17 protein-coding genes are annotated in these 21030 nt (G+C 69.0%); 7 read left to right on the top strand and 10 right to left on the bottom strand.

Annotation, left to right across the window (positions count from 1 at the left end; genetic code table 11):
* Window positions 1-5: 5 nt before the first annotated feature.
* Window positions 6-2726: a helix-turn-helix transcriptional regulator gene (locus PM1_RS10690; RefSeq protein WP_009618704.1), complete on the bottom strand. Its 2721-nt coding sequence runs from the start codon at window positions 2724-2726 to the stop codon at window positions 6-8.
* Between the two features lies 1 nt (window position 2727).
* Complete coding sequence (locus PM1_RS10685) at window positions 2728-5259, bottom strand: LuxR C-terminal-related transcriptional regulator (protein WP_238603248.1); 2532 nt, start codon at window positions 5257-5259, stop codon at window positions 2728-2730.
* A 354-nt stretch (window positions 5260-5613) separates the two neighbouring features.
* Here PM1_RS10685 and pabB point away from each other — a divergent pair, with 354 nt between their 5' ends.
* Window positions 5614-6963, top strand: a complete 1350-nt coding sequence (pabB, locus tag PM1_RS10680; protein WP_009618702.1) for an aminodeoxychorismate synthase component I — start codon at window positions 5614-5616, stop codon at window positions 6961-6963.
* Between the two features lie 15 nt (window positions 6964-6978).
* Here pabB and PM1_RS10675 read toward each other — a convergent pair whose 3' ends face one another.
* From PM1_RS10675 to PM1_RS10660, 4 genes are read right to left on the bottom strand one after another with little or no spacing between them, the layout of a single operon-like run.
* Entirely contained in the window at window positions 6979-8301 is a 1323-nt protein-coding gene (locus PM1_RS10675) for a sensor histidine kinase (protein WP_009618701.1), read from the bottom strand.
* The gene (locus PM1_RS10670) at window positions 8298-8975 is read right to left on the bottom strand and encodes a response regulator transcription factor (protein WP_009618700.1); all 678 of its coding nucleotides are present in this window, start codon (window positions 8973-8975) and stop codon (window positions 8298-8300) included. The genes PM1_RS10675 and PM1_RS10670 overlap by 4 nt, the downstream gene beginning before the upstream one ends.
* On the bottom strand, window positions 8975-9280 hold the full coding sequence (locus PM1_RS10665; protein WP_009618699.1) for a PepSY domain-containing protein: 306 nt from the start codon (window positions 9278-9280) through the stop codon (window positions 8975-8977). The genes PM1_RS10670 and PM1_RS10665 overlap by 1 nt, the downstream gene beginning before the upstream one ends.
* A complete protein-coding gene (locus tag PM1_RS10660) occupies window positions 9280-9588 on the bottom strand; it encodes a PepSY domain-containing protein (RefSeq protein WP_009618698.1) in 309 nt (102 codons plus the stop codon). The genes PM1_RS10665 and PM1_RS10660 overlap by 1 nt, the downstream gene beginning before the upstream one ends.
* Before the next feature lie 152 nt (window positions 9589-9740).
* On the opposite strand from PM1_RS10660, the gene PM1_RS10655 reads away from it, so the two are divergent.
* On the top strand, window positions 9741-10820 hold the full coding sequence (locus PM1_RS10655; protein ID WP_009618696.1) for a patatin-like phospholipase family protein: 1080 nt from the start codon (window positions 9741-9743) through the stop codon (window positions 10818-10820).
* Window positions 10821-11359: 539 nt separating this feature from the next.
* On the opposite strand, the gene PM1_RS10650 is transcribed toward PM1_RS10655, so the two are convergent.
* The 3 genes from PM1_RS10650 to hmpA are packed head-to-tail and all read right to left on the bottom strand — an operon-like array spanning window position 11360 to window position 14031.
* A complete protein-coding gene (locus tag PM1_RS10650; RefSeq protein WP_009618694.1) occupies window positions 11360-12550 on the bottom strand; it encodes an NnrS family protein in 1191 nt (396 codons plus the stop codon).
* Window positions 12537-12794 carry a hypothetical protein gene (locus PM1_RS10645; RefSeq protein WP_009618692.1) on the bottom strand — a complete coding sequence of 86 codons (258 nt, stop codon included), beginning with the start codon at window positions 12792-12794 and terminating at the stop codon, window positions 12537-12539. Before PM1_RS10645 ends, PM1_RS10650 begins: the two co-directional genes overlap by 14 nt.
* 55 nt (window positions 12795-12849) lie before the next feature.
* The gene (gene hmpA / locus PM1_RS10640) at window positions 12850-14031 is read right to left on the bottom strand and encodes an NO-inducible flavohemoprotein (protein ID WP_009618690.1); all 1182 of its coding nucleotides are present in this window, start codon (window positions 14029-14031) and stop codon (window positions 12850-12852) included.
* A 156-nt stretch (window positions 14032-14187) separates the two neighbouring features.
* On the opposite strand from hmpA, the gene norR reads away from it, so the two are divergent.
* From norR to queD, 3 genes are all read left to right on the top strand, one after another.
* Entirely contained in the window at window positions 14188-15735 is a 1548-nt protein-coding gene (norR, locus tag PM1_RS10635; protein ID WP_009618688.1) for a nitric oxide reductase transcriptional regulator NorR, read from the top strand.
* Between the two features lie 54 nt (window positions 15736-15789).
* Window positions 15790-16278, top strand: a complete 489-nt coding sequence (locus PM1_RS10630) for a carboxypeptidase-like regulatory domain-containing protein (RefSeq protein ID WP_009618686.1) — start codon at window positions 15790-15792, stop codon at window positions 16276-16278.
* 86 nt (window positions 16279-16364) lie between these two features.
* Complete coding sequence (gene queD / locus PM1_RS10625) at window positions 16365-16721, top strand: 6-carboxytetrahydropterin synthase QueD (protein WP_009618684.1); 357 nt, start codon at window positions 16365-16367, stop codon at window positions 16719-16721.
* 859 nt (window positions 16722-17580) lie between these two features.
* On the opposite strand, the gene PM1_RS10620 is transcribed toward queD, so the two are convergent.
* Entirely contained in the window at window positions 17581-18342 is a 762-nt protein-coding gene (locus tag PM1_RS10620; RefSeq protein ID WP_009618682.1) for a GntR family transcriptional regulator, read from the bottom strand.
* 385 nt (window positions 18343-18727) lie between these two features.
* Here PM1_RS10620 and PM1_RS10615 point away from each other — a divergent pair, with 385 nt between their 5' ends.
* Entirely contained in the window at window positions 18728-20077 is a 1350-nt protein-coding gene (locus PM1_RS10615) for an NCS2 family permease (protein ID WP_009618680.1), read from the top strand.
* Window positions 20078-20144: 67 nt separating this feature from the next.
* Window positions 20145-20771 (top strand): LysE family translocator, encoded by a 627-nt coding sequence (locus tag PM1_RS10610; RefSeq protein ID WP_009618679.1) that lies wholly within the window; start codon window positions 20145-20147, stop codon window positions 20769-20771.
* Window positions 20772-21030 lie beyond the last annotated feature (259 nt).

The raw sequence follows: 21030 nt of genomic DNA, 5'->3' as shown, positions 1-21030 counted from the left end.
TCGCCTCAGGCTTCGCTGAGCAACCCCAGGCTCTTGCCCTTGAGTACCGCCTGGGTACGGCTGCGCACCCCCAGCTTGGCGAACAGGTTGTGCAGGTGCCACTTGATGGTGGCCTCCGACAGATGCACCGCCTGGGCGATGTCGCGGTTCGAAAGCCCGGCCGCCACCAGCCGCAGGATTTCCCGCTCGCGGTGGCTAACGTCTTGATTTTCCTCGAAACCTGCTGGGTCGACGGACAGCCTGCGGCACTGTTCGCGGAGCAGTTCCGCCACCCCCTGCCAGGCCGCGGCGCGCTTGGGCTCGGCCTCGCGCCAGGCGTCCCAGAACGGCAGCAGCCAGATGGCGTCGTCCTGGAACAGCCGGCGGTAGCCCTGGCTCCAGGCTTCCTCGAGGGTGGGCGCGAACAGGGCGAAGGCCTTTTCGCTGTTACCTTTCTGCCAATACGCCACAGAAAGTAACAAGGCCAGACGCAACCGCCGGTCGCGCTGATAGGGCGAGGCGTTCGCCGCCAGCGCCGATTCCAGACGCTGCTGGGCGCGCTCGGCGCGCCGCTCGGACAGCGCCACCCGCGCCTCGGCCAGGGCCAGCGCGGCCTGGGCATCGGCATAGCGCTCGGCGGAGAGCCCCGACAGGTGCCGCGCCAGTTGCAGGCACACGCGCTCGGCCTCGTTCGGCCGGCGCAGCCACAGCAGCAGTTGCACCTTGCAGCCCATGGCCAGCGCGTAGACGCGCTCGTAGCCCGGCGACTGCAGGCCGGCCAGCCATTCGTCGAGCTGGGCCAGGCCCTGTTCGGCCTCGCCGGCGAAGAAGCGCGCCTTGGCCATCACCAACTGGCCGCGGCTGATCAGCTCCATGGGCGTGGCCACGTCGCGCCAGGTGGTGGCCAGCGGCAGTTCGGCGAGGATGGCCGCATGGCGGTCCTGCTCGTAGAGGATGTCGGCGTAGGCCAGGGCCAGCGGCCCGCCCACCCGGCTGCGCCGGCCGAACACGCGCTCGACGCGGCTGCGCGCGCCCTCGGCGATAGTCCGGCCGCGCTCCAGCTCGCCGCTCTCCTTGCAGATCAGCGCCTCGATCATGCTCGCCACCACCTGCAGGTACTCGCTGTCGGCCATGCGCAGGCACTCGCGGGCCACGCCGATGGCGCCGGCAGCCTCGGCGTAGTCGCCCAGCAGCGCGTGGGCGGCGGCCAGGATGCAGGCCAGGCTGGCGCGGAACACCGGCTGGTTGGCCGGCACCAGGGCCAGCCACTGGCGCGACACCTTAAGGCTGGCCTCCAGCTTGTCCTGATACAGCAGCACCAGGGCCTTGAGCACCTGGGCCACGGCCAGCAGCTCGGCCAGGCCGAAGTTGCGCGCCTTGCCCTGGCCCATCAGCAGGCGGGCGCTGAGTTCCTCGATGAGCGCCTCGGCCTCGGCGAACTTCTGTTCGAAGGCCAGCTGCCAGGCGTAGAAAATCTGGAACACCGGATGCTCGCGGATCACCTCGGCGGGAATGCCGCCGAGCATGCCGAGGATGCTGTACACCCGGTTGCCGGCGATCAGCCGCGCGCCCTGGCGCTCCAGCAGGTCGGCGGCGAAGGCGTAGTCGCGGGCGCGCAGGGCGTAGCGCACGGCGCGGTCGGCCATGTCGCGGCTTTCGCACCAGCGCGCGGCGGCGTTGAGCAGCGGCGTGGGGTCGGCGCTGCGGGCCAGGCGCCCCTGGAGGAAGTCGGCGAACAGGTGATGGTAGCGGAACCACTCGCGCGTATCGTCCAGGGGGATGATGAACAGCTGCTCGTTCTGCAGGCGCATGAGCATGTCCAGGCCGTCGCGGCGCCCGGTCAGGGCGTTGCACAGCTCGGCGCAGAACTCGTCGAGCACCGAGGTCTGGTCGAGGAACTGCTGCAGCGCCGGCGGCAGGCTGGCCAGCACGTCCTCGGCGAGGTAGTCGGCGATGTCCCGCTCGGTGCCCGACAGCCCGCGCAGGAAGCCCTCGCGGTCGCTGTGCCGGGCCAGCGCCAGGGCGGCCAGGTGCAGCGCGGTGATCCAGCCCTCGGTGCGCTTGTACAACAGGCCCAGCTCGGCGTCGTCCAGTTGCAGGCCCTTGAGCTCCAGCAGGTAGGTGTCGGCTTCTTCGCGGGTCAGGCGCAGGTCGGCGCCGTTGAGGCAGAAGGCCCAGGGCGCCAGCGCCGGCTCGTCCACCAGGAAGCGCGGGCGGTAGCGGGTGCTGGTGACCAGGCGCACGTTGTCCGGCAGGTGCTCGATCAGGTAGCGCGCCCCCGGCTGCAGGGCCGGGTGGCGGATCTGGTGGAAGTCGTCGAGAAACAGGTAGAGCGCCCCGTCGATGCGCTTGAGGTCGGCGAGGAAGGCGTCGAGCAGGCCCTCCAGCGGCAGGGTCATGTCCGACTGCAGCAGGTTCGAGGTGTTGGCGCCGAAGCCGGGGACGACGCTGCGGATGCTCTCCACCAGGTACTGCAGCAGGCGCTGCGGCTCGCTGTCGCCCTCGTCGCAGGACAGCCAGGCCACCAGCGCGCCGCTGGCCAGCAGGCGCTCGCGGAACAGGCTGAGCACGGTGCTCTTGCCGAAGCCGGCCGGCGCGCTGAGGATCAGCGCGCGCTGCTGGCGCGCCGCGAACAGGCGGTCGATGAGCGCCCGCCGCGGCAACAGCAGGGCGCCGTCGGTGCGCGGCGGGAACAGCTTGGTGCGCAGCAGCGGCAGGGGCGGCTGCTGGGAGTTGAGTGTGGTCATGTCAGAGCAGGCTCAGCTCGCGGGCGCGGCGAATCGCTTGGGTCCGATTGCGCACCTTGAGCTTCTCGTAGATGTTGTGCAGGTGCCATTTGACGGTGCCCAGGGCCAGCGACAGCTGCTGGCCGATCTCCTCGTTGGAGAGCCCCTGGGCCGCCAGGCACACCACTTCCCGCTCGCGGTCGGTCAGCCCTTCCTCGAGCACGTCCTGTGCCTTGCGCGTTTCCTGGCCGGGCCACAGTCCCAGCAGGCTGCGGATGAACACCTGCAGCGCCGGCTGGCGCTCGGTGGCCTCCAGTTGCTGGAGCATCTGGCGGATGCCCTCGCCTTCCTCAATGAACAGGCTGCGCACGCCTTCGCGCTCGGCGCCCACCAGGCATTGCCCGAGCAGGCTGTTGGCGCGCTCCTGGTAGCCCAGGCGCTGGTAGCTGAGCGCCGCCAGCAGGTCCAGGCGCAGGCGCTGCAGGCCATGCCAGTTGGCTTGCAGCAGGCCGCGCAGCTGGGTGATCTCGTGCAATGCCTCGCTGAAATGGCCGCGCGCCTGCAGCAGGCGCACGCGGCTCAGGCCGCGCACCCAGAGCACCGGGTTGAACGGGCCCTGGCGGTAGGAGGCGGCGAGCTTCTGCCAGTCGATGCCGTTGAGGCGCTGCTCGGCGCGCTTGCAGCGGTCGGCCGCCGGCTCCTGGAGGATCAGGTTGATCTCCTCGCCCACGGCCATGGCGAAGATGCGCCAGGAATGGTTGCGCGAGGCCAGGCTCTGCATCAGCCCGAGAGTCGCCAGGGCTTCCTTGCCGCGCCCCTGCAGGCGCTGCACCCGCGCCAGGCACTGCATGCCCTGGGCGTAGAGGTCGATGGGGTTGATCACGTCGACGCGCCCCAGCGCCCAGCGCAGGCGCTCTTCCAGGCCGTCGACGTCCATGCGGTAGTAGGCGGTCAGGCCCTCGGTGATGGCCGGCAGGGCCAGCGCCTGGGAACGCCGGTCGAACAGCGGCACGGCCTGCTGCTTGACGCGCTCCACCAGCAGTTGCGCCTGCTTCACCTGGCCCTGCTCCAGGGCCAGCATCACCTCGATGGTGGACAGCTGCATGTGCAGGTAGCGGCCATCGAGGAAATGGTTGCGCTGCTGCGCCAGGCCCATCAGGCGGCGCGCCTGCTCGGGCTGGCCGTGCATCACCTGGGCGAAGGCGGCGACCAGCAGGATGGCGCATTCGAGGAAGGCCGAGTTCTGCCCCAGTTGGCTCTCCACCCGGCGGGCCAGGGCGATGCACTGCTCCAGGTCGTCCTTCTGCAGCGCCAGCACGGCCTTGACCGCCAGCGCCGAGAGGTACTGGTCGCCCATCGGCGTCTGCGGCTTGCCGTCGCTCCAGCGCGCCAGCAGCTCGTCGAGCATGCGGTTGGCCTCGGGCAGGCTCAGTTCGCTGGCGCGGGTCCAGACGTCGCTGAGCACCAGGATCGGGTAGCGCGCGGCGATGTCGTCGGGCACCTGCCGGCGCCAGCGCGAGATCAGGTACAGCTGGCCGCGGTTGATCAGCTCCAGGCCGTAGCCGTCGACCAGGGCGGCGAGCATCTCCGGGTCCTCGGCCAGGCAGGCGTGCTCGATGGCCAGGGTCGGCATGTGGTGGTTGGTGAACCACAGGCTGGCGTTGAAGTGCAGTTGCTTGAAGCGTTCCGGCTCGCGTTCGCGCAGGTGCGCGCGGAGGAAGTCGGCGAACAGCTGGTGGAAGCGGTACCAGTGGCGCTCGCGGTCCAGCGGCATGAGGAACAGTTGCAGGCTGTCCAGGCGCTCCAGCAGGGCCTGGCCGTCCTGGCGGCCGGTCAGGGCGTTGGCCAGCTCGCCGTTGAAGCGGCTCGCCACGCTGAGCGTCAGCAGGCTGTCGCGGATGTCCCGGGGCAGGCGCTCGAAGACGCTGCGCAGCAGGTAGTCGCCGACCTCGGCGGGGCCGCCGCCCAGCTCGGCCAGGTCGCGCTGGGCGCCGGCGGGCGGCTGGCGCAGCCACAGGCCGAACAGCTGCACACCCATCACCCAGCCCTCGGTGCGGGCGTACACGGCCTTCAGGCAGGCCTCGTCGAGCACCACGCCCTCGCCGCTGAGGTATTCGCGGGTCTGCTCCTGGGACAGGCGCAGCTCCTCCACCCCGACTTCCAGCAGCAGGCCCTTGGCCCGCCAGGTGGCCAGGCTCAGCGGCGGCTGCGAGCGGCTGCCGATGGCCAGGGTCAGGCCCGGCGGGGCGTACTGCACCAGGCGGTTGAGGCCGGCGAAGATGTCCAGGTGGGTGATCCGGTCCAGGTCGTCGAGCACCAGCAGCAGCGGCACGTCGACGCGCAACAGGTCGGAAAGCAGGCTCTCCATGACCGCCACGGCCGGCACCCGCAGGGTGTTGTGCAGGTAGGCCGCGGCGTCCCGGCCGACGTCCGGCAGGCTGGCGGCCAGGGCCTCGGTGAGCTTGCCGCAGAAGCGCCCCGGGTCGTCGTCGGAGCCTTCCAGGGAAAGCCACACCACCTTCTGCCCCTGCGCTTCGCGGCGCTCGGCGAGCATGGCCAGCGCGGCGCTCTTGCCGAAGCCGGCGGGGGCGCTGAAGAGCAGGACGCGATGATGGGCCGAACGCTCCAGGGCAGCCTGGAGCTGGGGGCGGTACTGGTATTCGGCAGGCACCCCGGGAGGTGTCGATCTGGTACGCAGAAGGCTGCCGGCTGCGGTTTTTAGCACTACGTCCACGGCCTCTATCCCTGTTTCATTATCGTTGTGGTACGGAGCATGGCTTCCGCGGGATAATCCAATTCTTATCAGAATGCTTACCTTGCGTAAACCGAAGAGAAGGGCTCTAGCATCGACTCTTCGGGCGTGCGCAGGAATGGCTCTCAGCCTAGCCCAGGGTTCCTGTTCCTACCTATGTCCCGCTATTGTGTACACCCGCTCCCCTACCGGGAGGATCCGACGGCGCGCTTCGCCCGCATCGCCCAGGCGCCCGGCGCCGTGCTGCTGGACGCCGGCAGGCCTGGCGCCGACCGTGGACGCTATGACCTTATGAGCGCCTGGCCATTGGCAGAACTGGCGCCAAGTGCCGACGAATCGGCCAAGGCGTTCTTCGCCCGCCTGCGCACGGCGCTGCAGAGCCTCGGACAGGCCGACGCGGGGGAAATTCCGGACCTGCCATTCGTCGGCGGAATGATCGGCTATCTGAGCTACGACCTGGGACGGCGCATCGAACGCCTGCCGCAACACAGCCGCGACGACCTCGGCCTGCCCGATGCGCGGGTCGGCCTGTACGCCTGGGCGCTGGTCACCGACCACCAGCGCGGCACCAGCCAGCTGGTGTTCCACCCGCGCCTGGAAGCCGCCGAGCGCCAGCGCCTGCTGGCGCTATTCGAGGCCGACGCGGCGGCGCCGGCGCTGCCGCCCTTCCGCCTGCATGCCGGCTTCCGGCCGGACCTGAGCCGCGAGCAGTACCGCCAGGCCCTGGAGCGGGTGCAAGGCTACATCCTCGCCGGCGACTGCTACCAGGTGAACTACACCCAGCGCTTCCGCGCGCCCTGCAGCGGCTCGCCCTGGCTGGCCTACCTGGCCCTGCGCGAGGCCTGCCCGACGCCCTTCGCCGGCTACCTGGGCCTGGGCGACGGCGCCATCCTCAGCCTGTCGCCCGAGCGCTTCATCCGCATGCACCGGCGCCAGGTGGAGACGCGCCCGATCAAGGGCACCCGCCCGCGCGGCCGCACGCCCGCGGAGGACGCGGCCAATGCCGAGGAACTGCTGGCCAGCCCCAAGGACCGCGCCGAGAACCTGATGATCGTCGACCTGCTGCGCAACGACCTGGGGCGCAGCTGCACGCCCGGCACGGTGCGGGTGCCGGAACTGTTCGCACTGGAGAGCTACCCCAACGTGCACCATCTGGTCAGCAGCGTGACCGGCGAGCTGGCCGCCGACAAGGACGCCCTCGACCTGCTGCTGGGCAGCTTCCCCGGCGGCTCCATCACCGGCGCGCCCAAGGTCCGCGCCATGCAGATCATCGACGAACTGGAGCCGAGCCGCCGCGGCATCTATTGCGGCAGCCTGTTCTACCTGGACGTGCGCGGCGAGCTGGACAGCTCCATCACCATCCGCACCCTGCTGGTGAAGGACGGCCAGGCCAGTTGCTGGGGCGGCGGCGGGATAGTCGCCGATTCGGACTGGGAGGCGGAATACGCGGAGTCGCTGACCAAGGTGGACGTGCTGCTGCGCACCCTGGAACGCCTCGGCGACTGAGCGCCGCGCAGAGCGCTACGCCGCAGCCCGCCTCGGCAGGGCCACCCGTACCCGCAGGCCGCCCAGCTCGCTGCCTTCCAGCGCCAGGCTGCCGCCGCAGGCCGCGGCGATGTCGCGGGCGATGCCCAGGCCCAGGCCGTGGCCGGCCACCTGCTCGTCCAGGCGGGTGCCGCGCTCGAGCACGCTGTCGCGCAGCTCCTCGGCGATGCCCGGGCCGTCGTCGTCCACCAGCAGGCGGTAGCCGTCCTCGAGCTTCTCCACTTGCAGGCGCACCTCGCCGGCCGCCCACTTGCAGGCGTTGTCCAGCAGGTTGCCGAGCAGTTCCAGCAGGTCCTCGCGGTCGAACGGCAGGCGCAGGCCAGGCGCCGCCTCGCAGGTGATGCGCAGGTGTTCGCCGTGGATCAGCTGGAGCATCTCGCGCAGGCTGGGCAGCTCGGCGTCGCAGTCGAAATGCGCGCCGGGCAGCGCCTCGCCCACCAGGCGCGCGCGGCCCAGTTCGCGGGCCAGGCGCTGGTCGATCTGTTCCAGCTGCTCCTGCAGCACCCGCTTCAGCTCGGGGTGCTGCCGCAGTTCCTCGCGCTCGGCCAGGCTGATCAGCACCGCCAGCGGCGTCTTCAGCGCATGGCCGAGGTTGCCCAGGGCGTTGCGCGAGCGGCGCAGGGTTTCCTCGGTGTGCTGCAGCAGGTGGTTGACCTGTTCCACCAGCGGCTCCAGCTCTTGCGGCACCCGGGTGTCCAGTTGGCTGCGCTGGCCGTCCTGCAATTGGGCGATCTGCTGGCGCACCTGTTCCAGCGGGCGCAGCGCGCGGCGCACCGTCAGGCGCTGGAAGAACAGGATCAGCAGCAGCGCCAGCGCCCCGGCGCCCAGGCCAATGTTGCGCAGGCGGTTGAAGCTCTTGAGGATCGGCGTGTAGTCCTGCGCCACGCTGATCCGCAGGCTGCGCCCGTAACGCTTGTAGTCGCCGCGGAAGACCAGCAGGCGCTGGCCTTCCGGGCCCTTGGCCAGGCCTTCGCGCAGGCCCGTGCGCTCCGGCACCTTCAGCTCGTGGTCCCACAGCGAGCGCGAGCGCCAGTCGGTCTGTTCGAAGTGGATCTGGAAGTAGCGCCCGGAGAACAGCCGCTCGTAGGCGCCGTCGACGCGCTGCGGGTCCAGCTGCAGGCCGGCCGGGCCGCGAATGATCGCCACCAGCAGGCTTTCCGCCTCGTCCTGCAGGCCGCTGGCCAGGTAGCGGCGCAGGCCCTGGTCGAACAGCCAGAGCCCGGCCTGGGCCAGCGCCAGGCCGATCACCAGCAGCACCGCGGCGAGGCCGAAGCCCAGGCGCCGCTGGATCGAGATCAAGCCGCGCCCCCGCTGCTGCCGGCGAAGCGGTAGCCCTGGCCGCGGCGGGTCTCGATGATCTCGCGGCCGAGCTTGCGGCGCAGGTGGTTGATGTGCACCTCGATGACGTTGGAGTCGCGCTCGGTCTCGCCGTCGTAGAGGTGCTCGGCCAGGTGCGACTTGGACAGCAGCTGGCCAGGGTGGAGCATGAAGTAGCGCAGCAGGCGGAACTCGGCGGAGGTCAGGTCGACCTCGCGGCCATCCTGCTGCACGCACTGGCGCGCCTCGTCCAGGCGCAGGCCGCCGGCCTCCAGCTGGGCCTGGTTGGCCACGCCGTGGGCGCGGCGCAGCAGGGCCTGGATGCGCAGGAAGAGTTCTTCGGGGTGGAAGGGCTTGGTCAGGTAGTCGTCGGCGCCGGCCTTCAGCCCGTCGATGCGCTCGGCCCAGGAGCCGCGCGCGGTGAGGATCAGCACCGGGGTGGCCAGGCCCAGGCCACGCCATTCGCGCAGCACGTCCAGGCCGGGGCGGCCCGGCAGGCCGAGGTCGAGGATGATCAGGTCGTAGGGCTCGCTGGCCCCCTGCACCGCGGCGTCGCGGCCGTCGGCCAGCCAGTCCACGGCGTAGCCCTGGCGGCTCAGCCCGGCCAGCAGTTCGTCGGCGAGGGGGACGTGGTCCTCCACCAGCAGCAGACGCATCAGTCGTCTTCCTTATCCTTGAGGATGCGCCCGTCACGGGCATCCAGTTCCAGTTCGCGGACCACGCCGCCGGCGGTGAGCAGCTCTATCTCGTAGATGTAGGCGTCGTGCTCCTTCTCCAGCTCCGCCTCGAGCAGGCGCGAGCCGGGGTAGCGCTGCAGCGCGGCCGGCAGTATCGACTCGAAGGGGCGGATCACCCCTTCGCGGGTGAGGCGCAGGGCCTCGTCCTGGCTGATGTCGTGGGCCGACGCCGCCCCGGCCAGGCAGACCGCGACGAGCAGCGCGTAACGCAGAGGATAGGTCATCAGTGGTCCTGGCGGTCCTTGAGCACTTCACCGCTCACCGCGTCCAGCTCGACATCCCACTTCACCCCCTGGGCGTCCTTGATGTCGACCTTGTACAGGTAGCGGCCGTGTTCCAGTTCGAGCTCGCTATCGTACACGGTTCCGCCGGCGTGCTTGGCCAGCGCGGCCTGGTTCAGGCGCTGGAAGTCCTGGATGGTGCCGGCGTCGCGCAGGCGCAGGGCCTCGTCGGGGCCGATGTCGTGGGCCAGCGCCAGGCTGGAGGCGCCGAAAAGAGCGGTGGCGGCGATCAGACGGGTGAGGGTTTGCATGGGAAGGCTCCTGCGAATTGCCAATGCTCGCAGGCTATCGAAAGGCCATTAACTCAAGCTGAATGGATGCAGGACGGATCATTCACCGGATGAAGGATGCTGCCTAGGAAAATACAGCGCTTATAATCGGCGGCTCGCCAGAGAGTGCTCCCATGACCGCCATCCACATCAAGTCCCCCGCCCTCACCCTCAAGGCCGGCGCCCGCGCCCTGCGGCGCATCCGCGAGCGCGGCCTGAGCCCCGCCGACGTCGGCATCCTGCCCGGCGCCGCCGGCGGGCCGAAGGCGCTGGGCATCCAGGGGCTGGACCTGGCGCTGTTCGGCGAATGGCTGCCGCGCGCGCCGCGCGAGCGCTCGCTGATCGGCGCCTCGATCGGCTCCTGGCGCTTCGCCAGCGCCTGCCTGGCGGACGCCGCCGCCGGCATCCGCCGCCTGGGCGAGCTGTACACGCAGCAGCGCTTCTCGCGCAATGCGGACATAGCCGAGGTCTCCGCCAGTTGCACACGGATGCTCGACGACCTGCTCGCCGGGCAGGACGCCAGCGTGCTGGCCAACCCGCACTACCGCCTCAACGTGGTGGTGGTGAAGAGCCACGGGCGCCTGGCCGACGACGGCAAGCGCACGCTCGGCCTTGGCCTGGGCGCGGTGATCCGCGACAACCTGCTCGGCCGCCGCCACCTGCACCGCCACTTCGAACGGGTGATCCTCCACGACGCGCGCCTGGCCCCGCCGCTGGCGCCGCTGCGGGACTTCCCCTCGCGCTGCCTGCCGCTGGACGTCGGCAACCTGCGCCACGCGCTGCTCGCTTCCGGCTCCATCCCCATGGTCATGCAGGGCGTGCGCGACATCCCCGGCGCCGGCCCGGGCACCTACCGCGACGGCGGGCTGCTCGACTACCACCTGGACCTGCCCTACGAAACCGACGGCGTGGTGCTCTACCCGCACTTCACCGACAAGGTCATCCCCGGCTGGTTCGACAAGGGCCTGCCCTGGCGCCGCGGCGACGCCACCCGCCTGCAGGACGTGCTGCTGCTCGCGCCCTCCCCCGAGTACCTGGCACGCCTGCCGCACAACAAGCTGCCGGACCGCAAGGACTTCAAGCGCTACCTGGACGACGACGCCGGCCGCGAGCGCTACTGGAACAAGGCGATGGACGAAAGCCGGCGGATGGGCGACGAATTCCTCGAACTGGTCGACGGCGGGCGCCTGGGGGAAAGGTTGATGCCGTTGTAGGGCGCATAACGCCTACGGCGTTATCCGCCGTTTGACCTTGGCCATAATCCCGCTCGCTGCCGGGCACGGAGCCGCCGTCGAAGCCGCGCCAGGTTCAACCACGGAGTTGCCGGCAAGAAAGGTGAAGCGGCGGATAACCGCGAACGGTTATTCGCCCTACGTCCATGCTGGGCTTGGCGTAGGGCGCATAACGCCTACGGCGTTATCCGCCGTTTGACCTTGGCCATAATCCCGCTCGTTGCCGAGCACGGAGCCGCCGTCAAAGCCACGCCAGGCTCAGCCATGCAGGGGTTGGCGAGGAAGGTGTAGCGGCGGATAACCGCGAACGGTTATTCGCCCTACGTCCATGGCGGGCTTGGCGTAGGGCGCATAACGCCTACGGCGTTATCCGCCGTTTGGCCTTGGCCATAATCCCGCTCGCTACCGAGCACGGAGCCGCCATCAAAGCCGCGCCAGGCTCAACAGGGAAGCACGTACGTAGGAGCGGACTCCGTCCGCGATGGGCCGAGCCCGCACACCACGCCCCACAGATGAATCCCCTACCCCGGCTGCCCGTCGATCCGGGCCTTCCACAACATCGGCCCGTAGTACCCGGCGAAGATCAGGAACGCCAGCGACCAGCACAGCGCCGCCAGCAGCAAGCCCCCCAGCGGCAGCCACCACACCACCAGCACCCGCGCCAGCACGCCCAGGTTGAGCAGGCCGAAGCCCCAGGCCATCGCCTTCGGCGGCTGCAGCGCGCGGCCGGTGTGGCCGAGGCTGACGCGGGCGATCATCGCCAGGATCAGCCCGCCGACGCCGCCCACGGTCAGCGCGTGCAGCGGCAGGCTGGAGGGCAGCGCCACGCCGGCCGCGGAAGCCGCCAGGCCGAACAGCGCCAGGGTCATCCAGGCATAGGCCAGGTGCAGCGACCACAGCAGCGGCACGCTCCACAGGTCGCGGTCGTACCAGCGCACCAGGCGCACCAGGTGGCCCAGGCCGAGCAGGCCGAAGAGCAGCGCCAGCACAGGCCCCGGTTGCAACGCCGGGCCGGTGGCGCTGAGCACCGCGAGCAGCGCGCCACCCAGCAGCAGCGCCCAGTCCAGCCACGGCCAGGCTGGCACCTGGGCGGTACGTCCCAGGCCGCGCTGGGTGAAGAAGGGAATCACCCGCCCGCCGATCAGGCTCATCAGCGCCACCACCAGCCACAGCGCAGCCAGAACGCCGCCACGCTGCCAGGCCTCGTTGCCCAGCGCCTGTCCGGCCATGACCAGGGCGTCGGCCAGGGTCAGCAGGACCAGCACCATCAGCACCGGGTAATTGCGCGTCTGCCGCACCTGGTAGAGGCTGCGGCCGACGAACCAGGCCAGGGCCGGCGGGAAGGCCAGCTCCAGCACCGTGGCCAGCCACCAGGGCGCGCCCAGCAGCCAGGCCAGCCGTGCCGCCAGCCAGAGCAGGGCCAGGTTGCGCAACGGAGCGCCACTAAGGCCCGGGCGGCCGGTCCAGGTCTGCACCGCGGTGAGCAGGAAGCCGGCGATGATCGCCAGGGCGAAGCCGAACACCATCTCGTGGCGGTGCCAGCCCAGCCAGCCGCCCAGCGGCTGCCACGCGGGCAGCCAGCCGGCCAGTGCGGCGAGCCAGAGGAATATGGCGAGCGCCGCGAACAGCGCCCCGCCGAGGAAGAAAGGACGGAAACCCAACCGCCACAGCGGCGGAATCGCCAATAGAACCTTGCGATCAACCAACAGCACAACAGACCTCCCAGCCTGGTTGGCGCATCTGCCGCTGGGCGATCAGGCGCAGCACGTAGCCCAGCTTGATGGCGGTCGGCCCGAGGACGGTCAGGGCGTGGGCGGCCACCAGTTGCGGCAGGTTGAGAAAGGCGTCGATGAAATAGGCGCCGAAGATGCCTCCCAGCAGCATAGCGGCCCCCGCGCTGAGCAGGGCGTTGGAATGGCTGAGATTGCGTTGCGGACAGGCGAAGAAGCCTTTCATCACACACCTCCGGTAGTTCGGGGTGGCCGGCCCGCATGGGCCGGCCGGTCTAGCCTCAGGCCTCCAGCGCGCTGGCGGGGCCGAAGAACTCGTAGTGGCACTGCTTTTCCGGCACGCCCAGCTCGCGCAGGAGGCGCTTCACCTGGGCCATGAACGGCTTGGGCCCGAGGAAGTAGGCGTCCAGGTCGCGCTGCTCCGGCAGCCAGTTGCTCAGTAGCTGCTGGCTGATGAAGCCCTCGGCATCGGCCTGGTCCTGCTCGCGCGGCTCGCTGTAGCAGAAGAAGTGCAGCAGCGTCGGGTGCTTGCGCGCCTGGTTCTCGATGAACTCGCGGAAGGCGTGCACGCCGCCGTGGCGCGCGCAGTGGATGAAGTGCACCACGCGGCCGGCGTCCAGCGCCTGCTGCAGCATGGCCAGCGACGGGGTGATGCCGACGCCCGCGGTGATCAGCGCCAGCGGCTTGTCGCTGTCGCCCAGGACGAAGTCCCCGGCCGGCGGGAACAGGTCGATCTCGTCGCCTTCGTGGAGCTGGTCGTGCAGATAGTTGGAAACCCTGCCCTCGGGCTCGCGCTTGACGCTGATGCGGTACTCGCGGCCGTTGGCCGGGGCCGACAGCGAATAGTTGCGGCGCACTTCCTCGCCACCCAGATCCAGGCGCAGACCGATGTACTGGCCCGGCTCGAAGTCCAGCAGCGCGCCGCCGTCCACCGGTTGCAGGTAGAAGGAGGTGATTTCCTCGCTCTCGGCCACCTTGCGCGCCACGCGGAAGCGCCGCGCGCCGCGCCAGCCACCCTCTTCGGCGGCATTGCGGGCGTATACCGACTCCTCGGCGCCGATCAGGATGTCGGCCAGTTGCTGGTAGGCGGCGGCCCAGGCGGCGATCACCTCGTCGGTGGCGATCTCCTCGCCCAGCACTTCGCGGATGGCGCGCAGCAGGCAGGCGCCGACGATGGGATAATGTTCCGGCAGAATCTGCAGCGACACGTGCTTGTTGACGATCTGCCCCACCAGCGGGCCGAGGCGCTCCAGCTCGTCGATGTGGCGGGCATACATCAGCACGCCGTTGGCCAGGGCCCGTTGCTGGTCGCCGGAGGCCTGGTGGGCCTGGTTGAAGAGCGGACGCACCTGCGGGTACTCGGTCAGCATCAGCTGGTAGAAGTGCCGGGTCAGGGCTTCGCCACCGGTTTCCAGCAGCGGGACGGTCGCCTTGATCAGGGTGCGTTGTTCGTTGGACAGCATGCGGATCTCCTTGGAACGCAAGACAGGGTGGGAACTGCCTGTAATCCTTCAGAAAACGTGCCAAGGCCGGCGGCCAGTATTCGCGGGACTTCCGCGGCGTCAGAAGTCATAATGACCAGCAATCATTCGAGTCATACGGACTACATAGAGGTCAGAATGACCAGCAACCCCTTGCTTGCCACCCTGCTCCCCCTGGTCGACGACCTGTCCCGCGAACTGCCCGACGAAGAACGCTACCGGCGCCTGCTGGAAGCCCTGCGCGAACTGCTGCCCTGCGACGCCAGCGCCCTGCTGCGCCTGGAAGGCGAGCAACTGGTGCCCCTGGCAGTGGACGGGCTGAGCCCGGACACCCTCGGCCGCCGTTTCAAGATCGCCGAACACCCGCGCCTGCAGGCCCTGCTGGAACGCCCCGGCCCTACCCTGTTCGACGCCAACTGCGGCCTGCCCGACCCCTACGACGGCCTGGTGGAAGGCGTGCACCTGGAAGTGCACGACTGCATGGGCTGCCCGCTGTACCTCGACGAGCAGCCCTGGGGCCTGCTGACCCTCGACGCCCTCGAGCCCGGGCGCTTCTCCAGCGGCGACCTGGACAACCTGCAGGCCTTCGCCAGCCTGGCGGCGGCCACGGTGAAGGCCAGCCAGCGCATGCTCGACCTCACCCTGCGCGCCGAGCACGAGCAGCAGCGCGCCGACGCCTACCAGCGCGCCGCCGGCGAGGCCCCGCGCGAACTGGTCGGGCAGAGCCCGGCGCACCGCCAACTGGTGGACGAGATCAAGCTGGTGGCCGGCAGCGACCTCAGCGTGCTGGTCACCGGCGAGACCGGCGTGGGCAAGGAGCTGGTGGCCCAGGCCATCCACCAGCGCTCGCTGCGCCACGCCCAGCCGATGATCAGCCTGAACTGCGCGGCGCTGCCGGAAACCCTGGTGGAGAGCGAACTCTTCGGCCACGTGCGCGGCGCCTTCTCCGGCGCCGTGGGCGAGCGCCGCGGCAAGTTCGAACTGGCCGACGGCGGCACCCTGTTCCTCGACGAAGTGGGCGAGCTGCCCCTGGCGATCCAGGCCAAGCTGCTGCGCGTGCTGCAGAGCGGCCAACTGCAGCGCCTGGGCTCGGACCGCGAGCACCGCGTGGATGTGCGCCTGATCGCCGCCACCAACCGCGACCTGGCCGCGGAAGTGCGCGCCGGGCGCTTCCGCGCCGACCTCTACCACCGCCTGAGCGTCTACCCGCTGCGCGTGCCGCCGCTGCGCGAGCGCGGCAACGACATCCTGCTGCTGGCCGGCTACTTCCTCGAACAGAACCGCCCGCGCCTGGGCCTGCGCAGCCTGCGCCTGAGCGCCGAGGCCCAGGCCGCCCTGCTCGGCTACCCCTGGCCGGGCAACGTGCGCGAACTGGAACACCTGATCGGCCGCGCCTCGCTCAAGGCCCTGGCCTCAAGCCCCGAACGCCCGCGCATCCTCACCCTGGAGCTCGACGACCTCGGCCTCGAACAGGGCCTGCACCTGCCGGAAGCCGGCAAGACAGCACCCACCCGCGAACTGCCCAAACCCGGCATCGAACTGCGCACCGCGCTGGACGACTTCCAGCGCCAGCTGATCGCCGCCAGCCTGCAGCGCCACGCCGGCAACTGGGCGGCCGTGGCCCGCGAACTGGGAGTGGACCGAGCCAACCTGAACCGCCTGGCCAGGCGCCTGGACCTCAAGTGAGCCGGGCCTGGGCTATCTTTGCAGACGCATAGCCCATGCCCCGGAGAAGCCTTCATGCGCCACCTGTTCGTCGCCCTGCTCGGCCTCGCCCTGGCCGGCTGCATCTCGCCCAACCAGGGCCGGCCACTGAACTTCGGCGAGTTCCCCAGCGCCGAGTACCAGGCGCTGGCGGTCCACGGCAACGGCAGGATCGACGGCCGCGCCTTCCTCAAGACCCGCGCCGGCACCCTGAAGCCGGCGGCCGGCAAGGACGTGGCGCTGATCCCGGCGACGCGCTACATGGCGCCGCTGTACAAGGCCTACCAGGAACGGCGGCCGCTAGGCGAGCCCGACGCCCGGGCGAAGATCTACACCCGCACGGTGCGCGCCGACGCCGAGGGCCGTTTCAGCTTCGCCCAGGTGCCGGCGGGGCGCTATTACCTGAGCTGCGAAGTGACCTGGGAAACCACCGGCGCCAATGGACCGACCACGGTGGGCGCCACCGTCATGGCGCCGCTGACGCTGCGCGAGGGCGAGGAAGTCCAGGTCGAGCTGACGCGCTGAGCCGCCGACGGGGTGTGCCCGGGCGGCGGGCAAAGTGGGTACAATGGGCGGTTGCAATTGCCCACTGATGATCTGAAGGCTACCTCTTGGAACTGTTCAAGGAATTCACTTTCGAGTCCGCCCACCGCCTGCCCCACGTCCCGGAGGGCCACAAGTGCGGCCGCTTGCACGGCCACTCCTTCCGCGTGGCGCTGTACATCGAGGGCGAGGTCGACCCGCATACCGGCTGGATCCGCGACTTCTCCGAGATCAAGCAGATCTTCAAGCCGATCTACGAACAGCTCGACCACAACTACCTGAACGACATCCCCGGCCTGGAAAACCCCACCAGCGAGAACCTCTCGCGCTGGATCTGGCAGCAGGTCAAGCCGCTGCTGCCGGAATTGTCGCGGGTTCGGGTGCATGAGACTTGCACCAGTGGCTGTGAATATCGCGGGGATTGATGCTGCGTAGCGCGCAGCTCCTCGTAGGAGCGAGCTTGCTCGCGAAGAGTGTTTCCCGGTGACGCAGATGTTGGGGGTAAGAGCGCCCTCTCCCCAGCCCTCGGCTGCGCGCCCCGCCCTGAAGGGAGAGGGGGCTGTTCTGAGCGACGTGTCGGTCAGGCGCCATCCTCCTACCTTCGTCATTCCCGCGAACGCGGGACGCGGCTCCATCGCGAACAGCGCTTGCGCTGGCCCGAAGGGGAATAACCCAGTTGCCTCGGCTTGGGTGTTTCTGCGCCGCACCGAGTCTGCCCGACCGTCTTGTTTCGCCCCCTCGGGCGAGTCCCTTTTGTCAGTCGCCACAAAAGGAACCAAAAAGGCTTGCCCCGCCATACGGGCCCGACACAGTCGGGCTACCCTCACGAATTCCCCCGCCACGGAGGCCCGCCCCGAGGGTACGTCCCTGTAGCCCATCGGGGCTCTCGCGACATCCATGTCGCATGACCTCCTGAGCGCCGGTTTCGCTCGGCCTTCTGAAGGGGCGTTTCGGAGTGCGCGGAGGTTTCTCTGGAAGTCTCAAGAGCAAAAGCCAGAGCGAATGCGCTTTGGCTTTTCGTAGGAGCGAGCTTGCTCGCGAACCCAGGGTTCGCGTTCTCGGGAATGACGAGAAGAGGTAGGTGTCCGAGGAAATTGAACCACCACATAGGCGTTCCGGGATGACACCGAACTCCCCGCACGCTCCGAACAGCCCCCTCTCCCTTTGGGAGAGGGCTGGGGTGAGGGAGCGAAGCCAGGCTGGCGCACCTTCGCTGAACCACCACCTATCGCTTAAGTGAACAGCATTACGGCACTCAGGCGGGGCTTTTCATTAGCCTAAACCTCAACGCGCCGCAGTCCGCCCGCCCTTCTTCTTGCCACCAAGCAGATGCGAGAACACCGCATGCAGGTCGCCCGAGGCGCTGTCGCCTTCCAGGTTCAGCTTGTCGTCGATGTGCGCCATGTGGTGCATCATCAGGGTCACGGCCTTTTCCTTCTCGCCCTTCTCGATGGCGTCGAGGATTTCGTTGTGCTCGTCGAACGAGCAGTGCGAGCGGCCGCCCGCCTCGTACTGAGCGATGATCAGCGAGGTCTGCGACACCAGGCTGCGCTGGAAGCTGACCAGCGGGGCGTTCCTGGCCATTTCCGCCAGCTTGAGGTGGAACTCGCCTGACAGGCGGATGCCCGCGCCGCGGTCGCCGCGGGCGAAGCTGGCCTGTTCCTGCACCACCATCTCGCGCAGCGCGGCCAGGGCCTCGGCGCTGGCGTTGTCCACCGCCAGCTCGGTAATGGCGCGCTCGACGGTGCGCCGAGCAAAGAGGATCTGCCGGGCCTCGTCGATGCTCGGGCTGGCCACCACCGCACCGCGGTTGGGGCGCAGCAGCACCACCTGCTCGTGGGCCAGGCGCGACAGGGCGCGGCGGATGATGGTGCGGCTGACGCCGAAGATTTCGCCCAGGGCCTCCTCGCTCAGCTTAGTGCCCGGCGCCAGGCGCTGTTCGAGGATGGCGTCGAAGATGTGCGCGTAGACGATCTCGTCCTGCGTACCGGTACGGCTCTTGCCGTTGCGCGCCGGCTTCTTGATCTGTTGCAGCGGGTCGGTCATGGATCCTCAACCTTGTTGGGCGGACCGGCGGCCTGGGCAATCCGCTACCAGGTACGCGGGCGCGACGAAATGATGGCCACCAGTGTACACAAAATGCCCAGCACCGCGCACCCGGCGCATCCCCCCTGCCATGCGGCATTCAGCCGTTCCCTCTGTACAAATTCCGCGCAATGCCTGAACGAATCTTCCGATGAATTGTTTGGAAGAAGGCGGGAGGTAGGTACGAAACATTATTTGATTTTTTTGTATACAACCTCATAATCGCCGGCGTGACTTCCTGACTCGCAAGTCAAGAACACACCCTCAAGCCTTCCGCCGAGCCAGGGACGCAGGTGAACCAGCCGACGGCAAGGACCAACAACAAGAGCGTTGAGGAGTACCCGCTGTGGAAAGCACCAAACAAGAACAACAAACCGCTGTCGCCTCCAGCCCACCCGCCACCGGCCTGCTCGAACGCCTGTTCAAGCTCAGCCAGCACGGCACCACGGTGAAGACGGAACTGGCCGCCGGCCTGACCACCTTCATCACCATGGCCTACATCATCTTCGTCAACCCCAACATCATGGCCGACGCCGGGGTCAACCACGGGGCGGCCTTCGTCGCCACCTGCCTGGCCGCCGCCCTGGGTTGCTTCCTGATGGGCCTGTACGCCAACTGGCCAGTGGGCCTGGCGCCGGGCATGGGCCTCAACGCCTTCTTCACCTACACCGTGGTCAAGACCATGAACTACAGCTGGGAGATCGCCCTGGGCGCGGTGTTCATCTCCGGCGTGCTGTTCATGGTGCTGACCTTCTCGCGCATCCGCGAATGGCTGCTCAACAGCATCCCGCCGAGCCTGCGCTTCGCCATGGGCGCGGGGGTCGGGCTGTTCCTCGGGCTGATCGGTCTGAAGACCGCCGGCATCGTGGTCGCCAGCCCCGCCACTCTGGTGCACCTGGGCGACCTGACCAAGCCCGGCCCGCTGCTGGCGGCGATCTGCTTCCTGATGATCGCCGTGCTGGAATACCGCCGGGTGTTCGGCGGTATTCTCATCAGCATCCTCACCGTCACCGTGGCCGGCATCGCCCTGGGCCTGGTGCAGTTCGGCGGGGTGTTCTCGATGCCGCCGAGCCTGGCGCCGACCTTCCTGGCCATGGACATCGCCGGCGCCTTCAACGTGACCATGATCAGCGTGATCCTGGCCTTCCTCTTCGTGCACATGTTCGACACCGCCGGCACCCTGATGGGCGTGGCCCAGCGCGCCCACCTGGTGCGCGAGGACGGCCGCATCGAAAACCTGTCCAAGGCGATGAAGGCCGACAGCACCTCCAGCGTGGTCGGCGCCGTGCTCGGCGTGCCGCCGGTGACCAGCTACGTGGAAAGCGCCGCGGGCGTGGCCGCCGGCGGCCGCACCGGGCTGACCGCGGTGACTGTCGGCGTGCTGTTCGTCGCCGCCATGTTCTTCGCCCCGCTGGCCGGCATGATCCCCGCCTACGCCACCGCCGGCGCGCTGATCTACGTGGCCATGCTGATGATGGGCGGTCTGGCGCACATCGACTGGCAGGAACACACCGAGACCATCCCGGCCATCGTCACCGTGATCATGATGCCGCTGACCTTCTCGGTGGCGGATGGCATCGCCATGGGCTTCGTGACCTACGTGGCGATGAAGGTCTTCACCGGCCGCCACAAGGACGTGACCGTCAGTCTGTATGCACTCTGTGCAATATTTGTAGCCAAATTCATCTTCCTGTAATCTGGAGCGGCCCCGCCACGGCCCCGACGCATGCCTGCGTCGGGGCCTTTGCATTCGAGAGCCCGCGATGAACCTGGAAACCTGGCTGCTCTACAGCAGCGCCGCCCTGATCGTGATCCTGATTCCCGGCCCGCTGTCGCTGCTGATGGTCAGCAACAGCCTCAACTATGGCCTGCGCCGTTCGCTGCCGGCCTTCCTCGGCGGGGTCAGCGCCTCCATCTGCCTGCTCAGCGCCTCGGCCCTGGGCCTGGGCGCGCTGCTGCTGGCCTCGGAGAAGCTGTTCAGCGTGCTCAAGGTGCTGGGCGCGCTCTACCTGTTCTACCTGGCCTGGCAGAGCTGGCAGGAATCGCGTATCGCCGGCCAGCCGCGCGCCGCCGAGGAGATGCCGGTCAACCCGGGCTTCCGCAGCCTGTACTGGAAGGCTTTCGGCCTGGGCGCCAGCAACCCGAAGGACATCCTGTTCTTCGCCGCCTTCCTGCCGCAGTTCCTCAAGGCCGACCATCCGCTGTGGCAGCAGCTGCTGGTGATGATCCTCACCTGGGCGCTGCTCGACTTCGCCTGCAAGCTGTTCTACGGCCTCAGCGCCCGCGGCGCCGCGCGCTTCCTGCGCTCGGGCAAGGGCCAGGCCTGGTTCAACCGCGGCAGCGCCGCCCTCTTCGCCACCGCTGGCGGGGCTTCGTTGCTGAGCCGCTGAGGTCCATAGAACCGTTCGCGAGCAAGCTCGCTCCTACAGGCGCCAACGCTTTTCGTAGGAGCGAGCTTGCTCGCGAACGGTGTTTACCGGCAGCAGGGAGAGGGAGCTGTCCAGCGCGAACGAGAGGTTCGGCATCAACCTGTAGGAGCGGGCCCTGCCCGCGATTTCGCGCGCAGGGCGCGCTCCTACATGGGAACGCGGTGGGGGTGGAGTGGAGCGATACCCATCGCCATGGCCCGATGGGTATCGCTTCGCTCAA

Origin of the sequence: Pseudomonas sp. M1 (genome assembly GCF_022760135.1) — a bacterium.
Taxonomy (GTDB): Bacteria; Pseudomonadota; Gammaproteobacteria; order Pseudomonadales; family Pseudomonadaceae; genus Pseudomonas; species Pseudomonas citronellolis.
Note: the sequence above shows the minus strand (reverse complement) of the source record. Positions and strands in the feature narration are given on the sequence as shown.

Excerpts from the sequence above, each read along its gene's own strand:
- PM1_RS10610 (WP_009618679.1), top strand. The coding sequence starts at position 20,145 with ATGAACCTGGAAACCTGGCTGCTCTACAGCAGCGCCGCCCTGATCGTG.
- PM1_RS10645 (WP_009618692.1), bottom strand. The coding sequence starts at position 12,794 with ATGAAAGGCTTCTTCGCCTGTCCGCAACGCAATCTCAGCCATTCCAAC.
- PM1_RS10690 (WP_009618704.1), bottom strand. The coding sequence starts at position 2,726 with ATGACCACACTCAACTCCCAGCAGCCGCCCCTGCCGCTGCTGCGCACC.
- PM1_RS10670 (WP_009618700.1), bottom strand. The coding sequence starts at position 8,975 with ATGCGTCTGCTGCTGGTGGAGGACCACGTCCCCCTCGCCGACGAACTG.
- pabB (WP_009618702.1), top strand. The coding sequence starts at position 5,614 with ATGTCCCGCTATTGTGTACACCCGCTCCCCTACCGGGAGGATCCGACG.
- hmpA (WP_009618690.1), bottom strand. The coding sequence starts at position 14,031 with ATGCTGTCCAACGAACAACGCACCCTGATCAAGGCGACCGTCCCGCTG.
- PM1_RS10620 (WP_009618682.1), bottom strand. The coding sequence starts at position 18,342 with ATGACCGACCCGCTGCAACAGATCAAGAAGCCGGCGCGCAACGGCAAG.
- PM1_RS10665 (WP_009618699.1), bottom strand. The coding sequence starts at position 9,280 with ATGACCTATCCTCTGCGTTACGCGCTGCTCGTCGCGGTCTGCCTGGCC.
- norR (WP_009618688.1), top strand. The coding sequence starts at position 14,188 with ATGACCAGCAACCCCTTGCTTGCCACCCTGCTCCCCCTGGTCGACGAC.
- PM1_RS10685 (WP_238603248.1), bottom strand. The coding sequence starts at position 5,259 with ATGCTCGCCGAGCGCCGCGAAGCGCAGGGGCAGAAGGTGGTGTGGCTT.
- PM1_RS10655 (WP_009618696.1), top strand. The coding sequence starts at position 9,741 with ATGACCGCCATCCACATCAAGTCCCCCGCCCTCACCCTCAAGGCCGGC.
- PM1_RS10630 (WP_009618686.1), top strand. The coding sequence starts at position 15,790 with ATGCGCCACCTGTTCGTCGCCCTGCTCGGCCTCGCCCTGGCCGGCTGC.
- PM1_RS10660 (WP_009618698.1), bottom strand. The coding sequence starts at position 9,588 with ATGCAAACCCTCACCCGTCTGATCGCCGCCACCGCTCTTTTCGGCGCC.